Source organism: Flavobacterium sp. GSP6 (assembly GCF_003984855.1).
GTDB lineage: Bacteria > Bacteroidota > Bacteroidia > Flavobacteriales > Flavobacteriaceae > Flavobacterium.
The window spans coordinates 255504-269303 of sequence record NZ_RYDO01000002.1; the positions used below are offsets into that span (position 1 = coordinate 255504).

The 13800-nt window shown below is 33.0% G+C and carries 6 protein-coding genes and 1 pseudogene; 1 reads left to right on the plus strand and 6 read right to left on the minus strand.

Annotation, left to right across the window (positions count from 1 at the left end):
- The 3 genes from EKM03_RS03045 to EKM03_RS03055 all read right to left on the minus strand — a co-directional run bounded on the left by EKM03_RS03045 (position 1) and on the right by EKM03_RS03055 (position 6783).
- Positions 1 to 3120, minus strand: a complete 3120-nt coding sequence (locus EKM03_RS03045; protein WP_126458887.1) for a SusC/RagA family TonB-linked outer membrane protein — start codon at positions 3118 to 3120, stop codon at positions 1 to 3.
- Between the two features lie 596 nt (positions 3121 to 3716).
- Complete coding sequence (locus EKM03_RS03050; protein ID WP_126554533.1) at positions 3717 to 4799, minus strand: response regulator; 1083 nt, start codon at positions 4797 to 4799, stop codon at positions 3717 to 3719.
- Positions 4786 to 6783 carry a PAS domain-containing sensor histidine kinase gene (locus EKM03_RS03055; RefSeq protein WP_126739858.1) on the minus strand — a complete coding sequence of 666 codons (1998 nt, stop codon included), beginning with the start codon at positions 6781 to 6783 and terminating at the stop codon, positions 4786 to 4788. The genes EKM03_RS03050 and EKM03_RS03055 overlap by 14 nt, the downstream gene beginning before the upstream one ends.
- 307 nt (positions 6784 to 7090) lie before the next feature.
- Between EKM03_RS03055 and EKM03_RS03060 the strand changes: the two genes are divergently transcribed.
- The gene (locus tag EKM03_RS03060) at positions 7091 to 7876 is read left to right on the plus strand and encodes a response regulator (RefSeq protein WP_126458896.1); all 786 of its coding nucleotides are present in this window, start codon (positions 7091 to 7093) and stop codon (positions 7874 to 7876) included.
- A gap of 129 nt (positions 7877 to 8005) precedes the next feature.
- On the opposite strand, the pseudogene rlmB reads toward EKM03_RS03060, so the two are convergent.
- The 3 genes and pseudogenes from rlmB to EKM03_RS03075 all read right to left on the minus strand — a co-directional run bounded on the left by rlmB (position 8006) and on the right by EKM03_RS03075 (position 13514).
- Positions 8006 to 8736 (minus strand): annotated as a pseudogene (rlmB, locus tag EKM03_RS03065) (23S rRNA (guanosine(2251)-2'-O)-methyltransferase RlmB).
- A gap of 69 nt (positions 8737 to 8805) precedes the next feature.
- Positions 8806 to 10245, minus strand: coding sequence for a SusD/RagB family nutrient-binding outer membrane lipoprotein (locus tag EKM03_RS03070; protein WP_126458899.1), 1440 nt, complete (start codon positions 10243 to 10245; stop codon positions 8806 to 8808).
- A gap of 11 nt (positions 10246 to 10256) precedes the next feature.
- Positions 10257 to 13514: a SusC/RagA family TonB-linked outer membrane protein gene (locus EKM03_RS03075; RefSeq protein WP_126739859.1), complete on the minus strand. Its 3258-nt coding sequence runs from the start codon at positions 13512 to 13514 to the stop codon at positions 10257 to 10259.
- Positions 13515 to 13800: the final 286 nt, after the last annotated feature.

A 13800-nucleotide genomic window follows, 5' to 3' on the forward strand; every position in this document is an offset into this window, starting at 1 on the left:
TTAGAATTTAAATTCCAGGTTCATTCCGTAGGTTCTGGTAGAAGGCAATGAACCTCCTTCGATACCTTGTGTATTGCCACTTCCGTATGAAGCCATTTCTGGATCCATTCCTTTCCAGGCCAATCCCCAAGCAAATAAGTTTCTTCCATAAACAGATAGTTTAATACTGCTAAAAGGACTTTCTTTTTTGATTGGCAAGTTGTATCCAAAAGATACTTCTCTTAATTTGATGTAATCAGCATCAAAAACATTTTGAGCATCTACAGTGTTGTAATGTGCTTGTGCCCATGTTCTTGCAGGAATATTTTGTGTATTTTGTGTTCCGTCAGCCAAAACACCATCTACAACAATTCCATTTTCTCTTATTCCGTTTGCTGCAGAATTTTCAAGCATTCCAGAATAAGTTCCCCACATGTGAGTAGTAGAGAAATAACTACCACCTTTTTGAATGTCAATTAAAGCACTCAAGCTAAAGTTTTTATACCGGAAAGCATTTCTTATTCCCATGTTGTAATCCGGTATAATAGATCCGAGTGATTTTTGTTCAGAGGCTACGTAATTTCCATCTGCTCCCACTAGCTTGTTCCCATTGTTGTCATATACAAAGTCAGTTCCGTAGAGTTGACCGTATTTTTGACCTACAACAGCTAATAAACGTGCTCTAAAAGGCCCTTGTGCTAATTGTAAACTCGTTACATCTTCGAATAATTCGACTAATTTGTTGTCATTTTTAGCAAAGTTCCAAGTGATGTCCCAGTTGAAATCTTCAGTTCGTATCGGGTTAATGTTCAAGGTAGTTTCGATACCTCTGTTTTGTAATTTACCTGCGTTAATCAGTTTAGAGCTAAATCCTGTGCTCGTTTCTAATTGTATCGGTGTAATTAAATCAGTTGTAATTACGTCATAATAGGATACGTCTAAATTTACTCTTTTTTTGAATAAACTGAATTCCAGACCAATTTCTTTAGTAGTTTTCAATTCAGGTACAAGATCAGCGTTATTAGAGCTTAAAGCCGTACTATATCGTGGATCACCTTGAAAAGGAGAATAAACGTCAATATAATTTTGAAGACGGTAAGGTGATGTGCTGTTTCCGGCTTGTGCCCAACCTGCTCTTAGTTTACCAAAATCCAACCAATCAATATCAGTCAGTTCAGAAAAAATAAAACTACCCGTTACCGAGGCGTAGTTTACGGATTTGCTAGTGGTACTAAACCAGTCATTTCTATCCGTAACTTCAAGAAATAACATGTTGTCATATCCCACCGAAGCAAAACCATAAAGACTATTAGTGGTCATGAATTGTTGCTCATTAGTAGCTAGAGCTTGTTCAGAACTGTTGGATAAGTTATACAATCCTGGCAATACTAATCCTCCTACAGACTCTCCGCGAATGGAGTTGAAGGAATAATTTCTTCTGTTTGCACCTAAAAACGAATTAACACTAAATTTTCCTATTTTTTTGTCAAAATGGACTCTTCCTTCATAATTGAAATCACTTAAAGTTCTGGTTTGATCCGTATAACTCGATTGAGCCTGTGAGCCTATAGCGACTCTTTCACTTACTCTAAAAGTATAAGTGTCAGCATACACATTTCCTACTACATATAATTCATCAGTGATGTTATATGTCAATTTAGCGTTTCCAAAAAGACGGTTTCTTTTGTCTTCGGATGTATTTTCATTGATGGTCCAATAGGCGTTGTCAGAATAATTAGGTGTAGCATCGTCAAAACCTTTTCTGTTCCAAGTTCTTTGGTCGCCATTGGCCAGTTTGTAATCCTTTAATTCATTGTAGTCCAATTGTCTTTGTCCCCATTGAAAGAATTTTTGTCCTAAACTATTGTCTCCATATCCTTGTTCGGGTCTGTTAAAACCTTTGGTCAAAGTATAGGTAGCCATAGCTTCTACTTTTAATTTATCCGATATTTTAGTACTCGCATTAAAAGAGAAGGTGTTTTTGGACAGTCTGCTATTTGGAACGATTCCGTCTGTACTTTGGTTCGCATAGGCAACTCTGATATTAGAATCTTCGGTTGCTTTCATGAAAGAGATCGAGTTGTTGCGTGTTACACCAGTTCTAAAAAAAGAACGAACATCGTTAGCAGGTGCAACCCATGACCTTTCTTTTAGAAAATCATTAGAAAATTCAGGATCAAAAGCATTCCAGGGAAGGTATTTTAAATTGGGATCGTATTTAGGTCCCCAGCTTTCATCTGTTCCATAATCAGGAACGTTGTATGTGGTTCCGTTTATGTTAGCTGTTCCAAAAGTAGTTGAATTACCACCACCATAAGAGTTTTGAAGGTTTGGCATGATGTTGATCGATTCGAGAGTGATTCCACTGTTGAATTCGATTACACCTTTTCCTTTTTTAGCTGATTTTGTAGTGTACAAAATGGCACCGTTACCGGCTCTATTCCCGTAAAGTGCGGCAGCAGGACCTCCTTTTAATACCGTAACGGATTCGATATCGTCTGGATTAATATCCGCAGAAGCGTCTCCATAATCCCTACCTCCGGCTCCTCTTTCGGTATTGGAGTCGTTATAATTACCATTGTCTAAAGGAATACCATCTATCACAATCAAAGGTTTGTTTTCTCCGGTTACGGATCCAATACCTCTCATGATAATTCGTGAAGAGCCTCCCATTGTTGATGGTGCAACTACTTGAACCCCTGCCACATTTCCAGAAAGAGCTGATACTGCATTGTTTTGACCACCTTGAGACAGTAAATCACCGCCTACTTCCTGAGTTGCATATCCTAGTGATTTTTTTTCTCTTTTGATTCCAAGGGCTGTAACTACAACACCTTCTAATTGTACAGCATCATCTTTCAGTTTGATTGTCAAATTAGTTGATGAAGCTAAGACTTCTTTACCGATCATTCCAATGTAGGAAAAAACCAGCATTTGTTCTGGTGCTACCATGATTTGAAATTTACCGTCAAAATCAGTCTGAATTCCGTTTGTGGTTCCTTTAACCAGAATGTTAACTCCTGGAATTGGTAATCCGCTTTCGTCGGAAACCAACCCGGAAACCATTCTTTCCTGAGCAAATGTAACTTGCGAAATCAGTGCTATTGCCAGCACCAAAAAGCTATTAAACATTAATTTCATATTAAAATATTTTTGAATTAGATTTTCAAAATTCTTAATAAATTCTTAACATTCCTAATTAAAACATATTAAATATTAACGATAATTCAATATATTGAACAAATACTATTAATTATTCAATTTTTTTATTCAAAATAAATTAAGTATAATTGTGTTTTTTATCATAAAAAAGCACCTATTGATCTCAATATTATGATAATTTTTTGCGGATGCTTAATCTAGATATTATATATGGAAATGGAAGGAGTAGTTAAATATTATTAGTTTTTTTGCTTCGAAAAAGAACGGTATTTGGCACAGTTATATTACTAGGATTGAAAAACTGATTTGTATGAAGATACCTAATGAATTAATAATTAGGGCTTTATTTTCATACTGCCTTGGAGATTGCAAGTAACGATACTTATTGCGCTTTTTTTTTTAATAATATCGAAGTTTTAAGTACTAAAGATGTCTTTGTCTTGTTTTATTTATCCTAAAAAAATACAGTATTAAATCAAACAAAAATACGAAAGAGGTTAGGTAGTTTAAACAGATTTAGCGGATACTAATGGTCTTTTATTAGTTGAGAAACTGCAGGATGCTTGTTATGTGTATCAGCAATTAGAGTCTAATGGAAGGAATATTTTAATGGTAGTGCCTTCATTCTCTTTTGAAACAATACTGAAAACACCATTTATTTTTTTTATAATTGTTTTGCTTAGATAAAGGCCCATGCCTAATCCCTGTTGTTCTCTCTCTTCTCTTTTGAATTGTTGCGCAGCACCAATTTTATTTAATTCAGCAGAACTAAACCCTATGCCAAAATCTTTAATAACCAGTTCATAGTATTCCTCATTATATTTTTGGCCGGAAACAATAATTGTAGGATCCTTTTTAGAAAATTTCAATGCATTATCAATTAATTCAAATAGGATGAATTTTAAGTGTCTTTGACTAATTTTTATAGTAGCTTCATCTATTTTGAAATTAATTGTATTGTTTTTTTTATCATAAATCTCAAAAATTTTGCTTGTAGTATTTACAAATGTCGTCGCTATTTCAGTTTTTGACTGGTGATCAAACTCGATTGTATTGTTTTTAAGATTTTGATAGAGTATTAAGTTTTGCATTGTTCTGTTTAATCGTTCTCCAGAGACCCTTATTGAATCATAAAATGTAGCGATTTCATTTTTTTTATAGTTTTCTGTAGCATCCATGAGCAATTCTATTGAACCTAAAATCCCGGAAAGAGGGGTGTTTATTTCATGTGCAAAATGATTTTTTTTGCCAATATATAAATTATTATTGGCATTCTTTATTTTTTCAAATCGTTCTATTTTTACATCTATTGTTTTTATTAACTCTTTGATTTTAAATGGTTTTGATAAAAAATCATCAACGCCTTCTAACAGGCATTTTCTCATCAAATTATTTTCTTTTTTTGCTGTCAGAAAAATAAAAGGAATGGGGCTCAAAGATTGGTTTTCTGAGATTGTTTTATGGAATACATGTCCGTCCATTACGGGCATCATTATATCGCATATAATTAAGTCAGGAATCCAGTATTCTAGTAGATCTAAAGCGTTTTGGCCATTAGAGGCAACTTTTACCTCGTAATTTTCATACCTTAGAAGTTCAGCAATGGTCTCTCTAATATTTGGGTCATCATCAACTAAAAGGATATTATTTTTTTTCATAAGGGAAAATTAATTTTATTCGAGTTCCAATGTTTTCTTGAGTTTTTAGTTCTATTTTACCGTTTAAAAAATCTGTAAATTGTTTTACAACTGCTAATCCTAATCCGGAACCAGTTATTGCCGTTGTATTTGAAGCTCTAAAAAAGGATGTAAATACATATTGAATATCATTTTCGGGAATTCCAATTCCAAAATCAATCACCTCTATTTCTAGTTCTTTTTCTAAATAGGTTATAAGGAGTAAAGGGTCTGGTTTTCCTTTGGAATATTTAAAGGCATTATTAATTAGATTCGTTAGAATGTGAGTCATTAAGATTTCATCAGTAATAAAAAAATGTTTTTCACCTTTTATTTTTACTTGAATTTTGCGTTTGTGATGTTGATTATTAAAATAAAGATTTAATAAGGAGTTAATGAATGTATTAAAATCTAGAACTTTTATTGTTTTTTGAATTTTTTCCGATTCGTATTTTCCAAAAATTAATATGTTGTTCATTAACTCGATCATTCGATCTACTTCATTTTTTATTCGTAACGTTATTTTTTCTAAGGATTGGTGTGTGTGTTTGTCAAAATGATCTAATTTAAGCTCAATGAGTTCCGCACTGGAATAAATAACCGTCAAAGGGGTTCTAAATTGATGAGACGCCATTGTAATAAACCTAGATTTCATTTCGTTAAGTTCTTTCTCTTTTTCAAATGCTATCTTGATTTCTTCGGTGGCTTTAATTCTATCGCTGACATCTCTGCTGGAAGTTTGTATACCAATGATTATGTTTTCATGATTTAATATTGTTTTTAAAGTGGTTTCCAGCCATATATAGGCATTGTCTTTTTTTCTAAAACGATACGTTACCGTTTTGTTTTTACTGCAATTAAGAAACGCTTTATAATAATTCAACATGTCTGTATAATCGTCAGGATGGATGTAATCAAATATTTTTTTGTTTATTAATTCATCAGGTGTATATCCTATTATTTCTTTTGAAGAATTTGAAATATAGTAATAACTTCCGTCCATTTTTTGTTGACAAATTATATCGGTTGTGTTTTCTGCAATGAATCTAAATTTAGCTTCGGACAACTCTAATTGGTTTTCTTTTTCTTTAATCTCACTAATATCAGTATGTGTTCCAATGACTTTTGTCGGCTTTCCTTTTTTATTTTTTTTAAGTATTCCGGAATATTTTATCCATATTATATGTCCGTCTTTATGAATCATTCTTGAAGTTCCTTCATACCGATTTAATTTTTGCGTAACAAAATATTCTAAATCGATTGCAATTTGAATCATGTCCTCTGAGTGAATGCTTTTTTGCCATAATTCTTTATCTTGTGTGATTTCTTCTTCAGTATATCCTAACATTCCTTCCCAATTATGAGAGTAGGTTGTTTTCTTAGTTTTAATATTCCATTCCCACATTGCTTGATTTGAACCGGCCATGTAAAAATCAAATCTTTCCAAAGTTTTTTTTAATTTTATATTAATTTTATCTTTGTAAAGCCTGTCTCCAATATTTTTAGCAACTGTGTGTAAGGTTTTAATTTGTTCCTCTTGCCATTTTCTTTCCTCTTTGCATATGGTGTAGTTGATCCAGCCCCAGAATGTAGTTTCCGAAAATATAGGGGTAAATAGATAGGATTTTATTCCTTTTGTTTCCATATATTTTTTAGAAATCACATTTTTATTGTCTCTGACAAGACCATGCAAAGACTTGTTTTTTGATAATATTTCATAAAGTTCTGAAAAATTATCGTAATTATGGTCGTTTTGATTAGGATTGTTAATTTCATTATCTGGTCTTTTATTGACAGAATGAAAGGTTATTATGCCGTTTTTTGTTTTGTTCTTATAAATAGTATAGCTGTCGATTTGTTGTTCTTTGGCAATGTCGCTTAAGTATAAGTCTAAGGCGTCATTTATGGAGTGTTTTTTTAATACAGTATTAGTGACTTTAGAAATGTTTATTAAGAGATTTTTCATCAATCTAAGACGGTTTTATTTATTTGATTTTTTCAATATAATAAATCAATTTTATTAAGACTAATTTATTTCTAATAAAGCATACGCCTTTCTGTTGTATGCGCAAAATTATTTTATCAGATAAAAAAATAATTGTAATTCAATCGGTCTCTTTTGTTAGATTTTTTAGGTGTAATTGCTTCATTTGCGAGGTGTAGTTCTTTAATCATAAATAAAGATATTTTAATTTTAATTTATATGAATACTAGTCCTAATGATTTAAAAAATAATAACAATAATTTAAAATAAAAATAGTTAATTTAGGTGCATGATAAATCAAAAAAGCGGAATAGTATTGATTGAAGATGATGTAGCGCTTGGCAACTCAATCTCGGAGTTATTGAGCCTGAGTGGTTTTAATGTGAACTGGTTCAAAGACGGTATTGATGCACTGTTATACTTAAACAAACACATACCCGATATTATTATTAGTGACTTGATGATGCCTAATATGAATGGAGAAGATTTGTATTTTAATATAAAAAAAAATGGTAAACTAAACGCAGTTCCATTTGTAATAATCACTGCTAATATAGACGATAGCGTTCAGTATAAGCTACTTGAAAACGGAGTCAATGATTTTATAGTAAAGCCTTTTAAGGTTAGAGAGTTAATTTTTAAAGTCAATAATTTACTTGAATTCAAAAATAATATAGAAAAAAAATTCAAGCCAGATCCGTTTTCAAAAGTTACTATAAAATTATCTGAAAAAGATTTTCTTACGAGTGTAAATGAACATTTGTTGAATAATTTGAAATTGAATGTTGATATAGATGAATTGTCCAAACAGCTTTTTATTAGTAAATCAACTTTAGATAAAAGAATCAGAAAACTGACAAATAAGAACATCAGCCAATATATGAGAGAGTTTCGATTGGATTACGCCATTAAGCTGATCCATCTTGGAGAAAGAAACATACAGTTCTTGGTTCATGAAACAGGATTTAATTCATTTTCATATTTTACCACTAGTTTTAAGTTATATAGTAATCTGACGCCCAGAGATTATATAAAATCCATCCATAATGACAGTAAATTGCTGGAGAATAACTAAGAAAATAAGGAATAATTAATTGTTGTGTTTTTTTAATTTATTAATAAAGGTCTGGACTTTTTACAAGTAAAAAAAATGAATTTACCGAAGTTATAACTCATTTTAGAAGAGGGTGTTACAATAAAAATTCTAAGATCGTTGTCTTGTCGCTTCACATAAGAAAGCACCACAGGCTACCGAAATGTTTAATGATCTAATGCTTCCAAACCATTGGAAGTTTTGCTTTTTTATCAACAATTTCAAGAAACGAAGGATTTACACCACGATCTTCAGATCCTATAATAATCGCTACGGGTTCATTAAGTAAAATGTCATATATATTGATCTGTTTTCTCAATGGCCACAACGTTCTTTATGCCAGTAGCCTGCAACAAAAAAATAGTGTCTTTGATGCGTCCTACGGTACAAATAAGAATATTAAAAACGGCGCCTGCAGATGTTTTACCTTATCATCTTTTATTGGTGCTGAACCTGCTTTTTGAACGATGATTTCATTTACTCCTGTACATTCGGCCGTTCTTTTGATAGCACCAAAATTATGGGCATCCGATATTTACCAAAATTAATAACAAAGGTTTCTTTCCATTCTCTATTACGGATTCAATCAAAGATTCTAATTCAAAAAAGGAAATTGTCGGGATAGTTGCCACCGCATCTTGATGATTGTTAGGAGTCAATCTGTTTAGTTTTTCAACTTGAACACACGAAAAGCTGATGTTTCTGCGCTTCATCACTTTCATTAAGTTTTACATTAGTTTGCTTCTTGCTTCCTTTTGAATATAAACGTTGTCTACTGTTGCACCCGCTTATATAGCTTCAATTATCGCTCTAATCTCAAATATTTTATGTTCTTTTTCTATCATGCAAAAGATATAAAAAAAAACCACCCCAAAAAATGGGGTGGTTTTAATAATTGAATTAAGTGATAACTAGAATTTATCCCAGAAAAGTTTTGTTGTTTGTTTATCACCTCCAATTGCGGCAGATGCAGCAGTATAGTTGGCGTTATTTAAATTTTGTTCATTAATAGGGTAGGTGTATCTCGTTGGAACTGGATCTTCAGATACTGCTGGTAAGTTAAAGCCAGGGAAATCATAACTTCTCCAAGCAGTCCATGCTTCGTAACCTCTGTTATACATAGCTAACCAAAGTTGGGTACCAATTTTTACTCTCCAAGTTCCTTGTGCTGTGGCATAATTTACTTTAGTACTTAATAAATAATTAGCTGCATTTGGAGCTCCCCAATAGTCAAATGATGCAGTAATACCTTTATTGTAAAAATCAGCAGCTGTAGCAGGTGTTCCTGATATAGAGCGCTCCGCTGCGTCCGCTAAGTAAAAGCAAACTTCTGAATAATCTATTAACGATGCTGGATTAGTTGGGTCTATTACTCTTGCGCTTACATGAGTGTAAGATGAAAAAGCATTATTATCACCATAAGGTCCGCCTTCGTAAACACCTGCCCCTTTATTTTGATCGAAGTAAAAAGGTCTTCTAGGGTCATTAAGATCATTCATTTTATCCACTAATGTATTAGCAATAACAAAATCCGATCTTCCTGATTGTACTAAATCAACCCAAACTGGATTAGTATTGGGAGTAGCACTGGAATAAGCTAAAGCAGCATTATCGGCGTTTGATGTGAATACTCCACCACTAACAGCCGATTTAATTGCAGCAGTTGATTGAGCAGTCATTGCCGAAACATCCGCAACTCTTACTCCCATTCTTAATAACAATGAATTACCGAATTTTTTCCATTTAGCTGTATTTCCTCCGTAAATATTATCTGCTGCTCCAAAACCGGTGTTAGATAAGTTTGGAATTGTAGCAGTTAAACGAGTAAGCAAATCGCTGTAAATTGTCGCTGCGTCATCATATTTGGGTAATACGTATTTACCTGCATTCAACGCTTGAGTATATGGAATGTTTCCAAAAGTTTCAACCATTTGCGCCCAAGTATAAATTGCCAAAATCTCAATTTGAGCATTTCTTGTTTTTCTGGTAGCCTCTGATATTGCAGTATCTGCATCATTATTTGTTTTTGCAGTTGCTAAATCCAATAAAACATCTCGGTACATTTCAGACCAGTGGTTTTGTGGGATATTACGAGTATTGAAATCATAATTGGCTTCATCTACATACGTTGTTTCAGTCCAATGTTGACCTAACATCCTAAAGATATTTGTATTTACATTGGTGCTGGTCATCTGATCGAACAAACTCTTGGTCGCAGCATTGAATAAAAAATCTGAACTAACCTGAGTAGGGTTCTTTGGATCTCTATTTTTATCTTCATATTGGTCGTCAGATTGACATGATACCATTAAAGTAATAATAGTTAATGTTGTTAATATTATTTTTTTCATAATTTAATTTTTTAAAACTGTAGTTTAAGACTTGCTCCGACTTCTCTTATTGATGGATAAGCTCCCGATTGGTATCCTTGAACATTTCCAGAACTTAGACCAGCTTCAGGATCTGAATATGGAGTATTTTTATCAATAATCCATAGATTTCTTCCAATTAACGATACAACAATATTAGTGAAAGGAGAATTTTTTAATGTTTTAGTACTAAAGTTATAACTTAAACTTGCCTCACGTAACTTCACGTAACCCGCATCATAAACATGAAGTTTATTAGGGGCTCTAGCGTAGCCCCAAGCTGTTGTATATACACTTCCATTAGCTCTAACTGCATTTGGTGTTCCATCAGGAGCCGCACCTGGTAAAATAAATCCACCACTATTAGCTCCATAGTTTCCTGGTGTTCCAACAATTGGATCTCTAACAGGGTTGCCTAATTCATTATTGGCAGCTGAGAAATCATACATTCCTGTCGCATAACCATACCATGTGTCAAGGGAGAAAACATCTCCACCTTTTTGCATGTCAATTAAGAAGCTTAAATTGAAATTTTTGTATGTGAAACTGTTGTTAAGGCCTGCTTTCCAATCAGCATTGATATCTCCAATAACTATGTTATTTGCACCTGTTCTTTGATACGTACCAATTCTAGATCCGCTTCCTGTCTGGTTAACGATTGGTTGGCCATTATCAGCATAAATAAAATCACTACCTCTGATGGTTCCGTAAGGTTGTCCAGGGGTAGCATTAATAGAAACGCCACCTTGTAATGAAGCTAATTGTAAATTTTCAATACCGTTCAATAATTCAACAACTAAACTCTTATTTTGAGACCAGTTCAAATTTAAATCCCATCTGAAATCATTTGTTTTTAGTGGTGTTCCATTAATCTGGACCTCAAGTCCTTTGTTTTCGATTGTTCCAGCATTTAAAACTGCTGAATTATATCCTGTAGCCGTTGATAATGGAATACTTGTAATTTGATTGATATTTAAGTCATTGTAATAAGACACATCAAATCCAAGACGTCTTTTAAAGAAAGTCATTTCTAAACCAAATTCATAACTTTTTTGTCTCTCTGGTAAAAGGTCCAAATTATTTTGAGCACCAGGATTTGAAGCAATACCAGTTCCGTTAAATGGAGTTCCAATATCGAATGTGTTGAACACACTGTATGGTGTCGTGTCGTTACCTACTTCAGCGTAATTAGCTCTTAATTTACCAAAGGATAACCAGTCTACATTAATATATTTAGAGAAAACTAAACTTCCAGAAACGGAGTAATAGCCGTATCTGTTATCTTGTTTTGGTAAATTTGATGAACGGTCACTTCTGTAACTTCCTTCTAAGTAAGCAAAATTATCATAACCTAAACTAGCTCTTATGTAAGCACCGTCAACCATACTACTTGCTTCATATTCTTGCGGTGCAAGAATTGGACTAACACTGTTTGAAAGTGAATAAAGACGCGATTTGTTTAAACCTCCGTTAGTAGTTGCAAAAATACTGTTTCTAATGTTGTTTCTAACATTATAACCTATGTTGCCTTCTAAATTTAATTTTTCAGTTAAATCTTTATTGAAGTTTAACATTAAATCGTAGTTGTATTCTGATACATTATTATTGTTTCTTGAATATTTAGATACGTCTGCACTTCCAACATTTGTTCTTTCCTCTTGTAATTCACTGTAGGTGTCAAAAGAGAATCTACCCATTATGCTCAACCAATTAGTTAATTTATCATCTAATGCTATATTACCAAAGTATCTTGATCTTGTATCTGTTTGATAATTTTCATAGAATGTCCAATATGGATTATCTGAATAAATGGGTTTTAAATTAGTAGAAGAGTTTGGATTCCAAGTGATGTTCTCTCTTGTAAGTAAATAAGCAGCTTTTTGTTCGTCGAAATCAACGTTCATTTGATTCCATTGTCTAAACTGTTGCATTACGTTTGTAGAAGAATAACCTGTACCATTTCTCCCTTTTCCATCAGTTTTGATAAAATTAAAACTTGCAGAAGCTTTTAATTTTTCAGTTAAATTATGAGTTCCTGAGAAAGAGATTGTATTTCTTTTAATACCACTGTTTGGTAAGTTGCCTTCTTGTAATAAGTTGGTAAAACCTAATCTAAAAGAACTTTTATCATCCCCGCCATCTAATGAAACAGAGTTTACAGCAGTACTTCCAGTACCCCATACAGAATTTGGAGTTGCTTTACCAGCAACCCAAGGAGTCGCTTTTCCGAAAGTTTCAGTTAATTGAGGATAAATAGAATTCCATTGGTAAATTAATAACGATGGGTTAAATGCTGCTCCATAAGAAGCATCTTCAGTAAAAGGAGTTGTTAAATCATCAACACCGTCTCCGTTAACGTCAGCCAATCCAAAATATCCATCAGCGGAGTCATAATAAGGACCATATCCAGCTCCGTATTTATTTTGATATCTAGGCAAAGTTTCTTTGTCTGCTCTCCCTAAAGTTAAACTCGAACTAATAGTGATTCCAATACCGTTTTGACTCTTCCCTTTTTTAGTAGTGATCATTACAACACCATTAGAGGCACGAGAACCATAAAGTGCAGTTGCAGCAGCTCCTTTTAAAACATTAATAGATTCAATATCATCAGGGTTGATATCGGATGCAGCATTACCGTAGTCATATCCACCTCTACCAGCTTGTTGATCCCTTGTGTTTGAGTTGCTGTTATCTATTGGAACACCATCAACTACAAATAATGCTTGATTATTTCCTTGTATTGAGTTATTTCCTCTGATAACTACTTGTGTGGACCCACCTAAGTTTCCTGAAGTTTTAATTTCTAAACCTGCAACTTTACCAGATAGCGAGTTTACAAAGTTTGAACTTTTTACTAGGGCTACAGCGTCACCTTTAACTTCCTGAGTAGCATAACCTAGAGATTTTTTCTCTCTTTTAATCCCCAAAGCTGTTACAACAACACCTTCAAGCTCCATGGCTTCACTAGCTAATTTAACCTTTAGGTTTGTAGAACTAGCTGCTACTTCTTTGGTTTTCATCCCAATGTAGCTAAATACCAAGACTTGGCTTGGTGTTGCTCTGATAGAAAATTTCCCATCAAAATCAGTTTGTGTTCCAGTATTTGTTCCTTTCACTAATACACTCACGCCTGGTATTGGCAATCCTGCATTATCAGAAACAACACCTGAAACAGATCTTTCTTGCGCAAAAGTAAGCTGCGCCATAAGTACTACAAATAGTACAAAGAATCCATTGAACTTTAGTTTCATTTTATAAATATTTTGAATTAGTTTAGCAAATCTCTTAATAATTTGTTAATATTCCTAATTATTTATCGTTAAAATTTAACAATAATTTAATATTTTCAATAATTACTATTAATTAGTCAATATTTTTGTTTTTTTTAAACAAAAATCAGGAGATATCTCATGAAAACATAATATTGTTTAAATAGGATGATAATTGTTTGCGGATATCTAGATTTTTTTTACTGCTATGTTTGTCTGTAGTGTAAATGTTCTGTTAAAAAAAGTATGGGCTGGACATTGTGCCTTA

Coding starts and splice junctions, on each gene's coding strand:
- EKM03_RS03045 (WP_126458887.1), bottom strand. CDS start 3,120: ATGAAATTAATGTTTAATAGCTTTTTGGTGCTGGCAATAGCACTGATT.
- EKM03_RS03050 (WP_126554533.1), bottom strand. CDS start 4,799: ATGAAAAAAAATAATATCCTTTTAGTTGATGATGACCCAAATATTAGA.
- EKM03_RS03055 (WP_126739858.1), bottom strand. CDS start 6,783: ATGAAAAATCTCTTAATAAACATTTCTAAAGTCACTAATACTGTATTA.
- EKM03_RS03060 (WP_126458896.1), top strand. CDS start 7,091: ATGATAAATCAAAAAAGCGGAATAGTATTGATTGAAGATGATGTAGCG.
- EKM03_RS03070 (WP_126458899.1), bottom strand. CDS start 10,245: ATGAAAAAAATAATATTAACAACATTAACTATTATTACTTTAATGGTA.
- EKM03_RS03075 (WP_126739859.1), bottom strand. CDS start 13,514: ATGAAACTAAAGTTCAATGGATTCTTTGTACTATTTGTAGTACTTATG.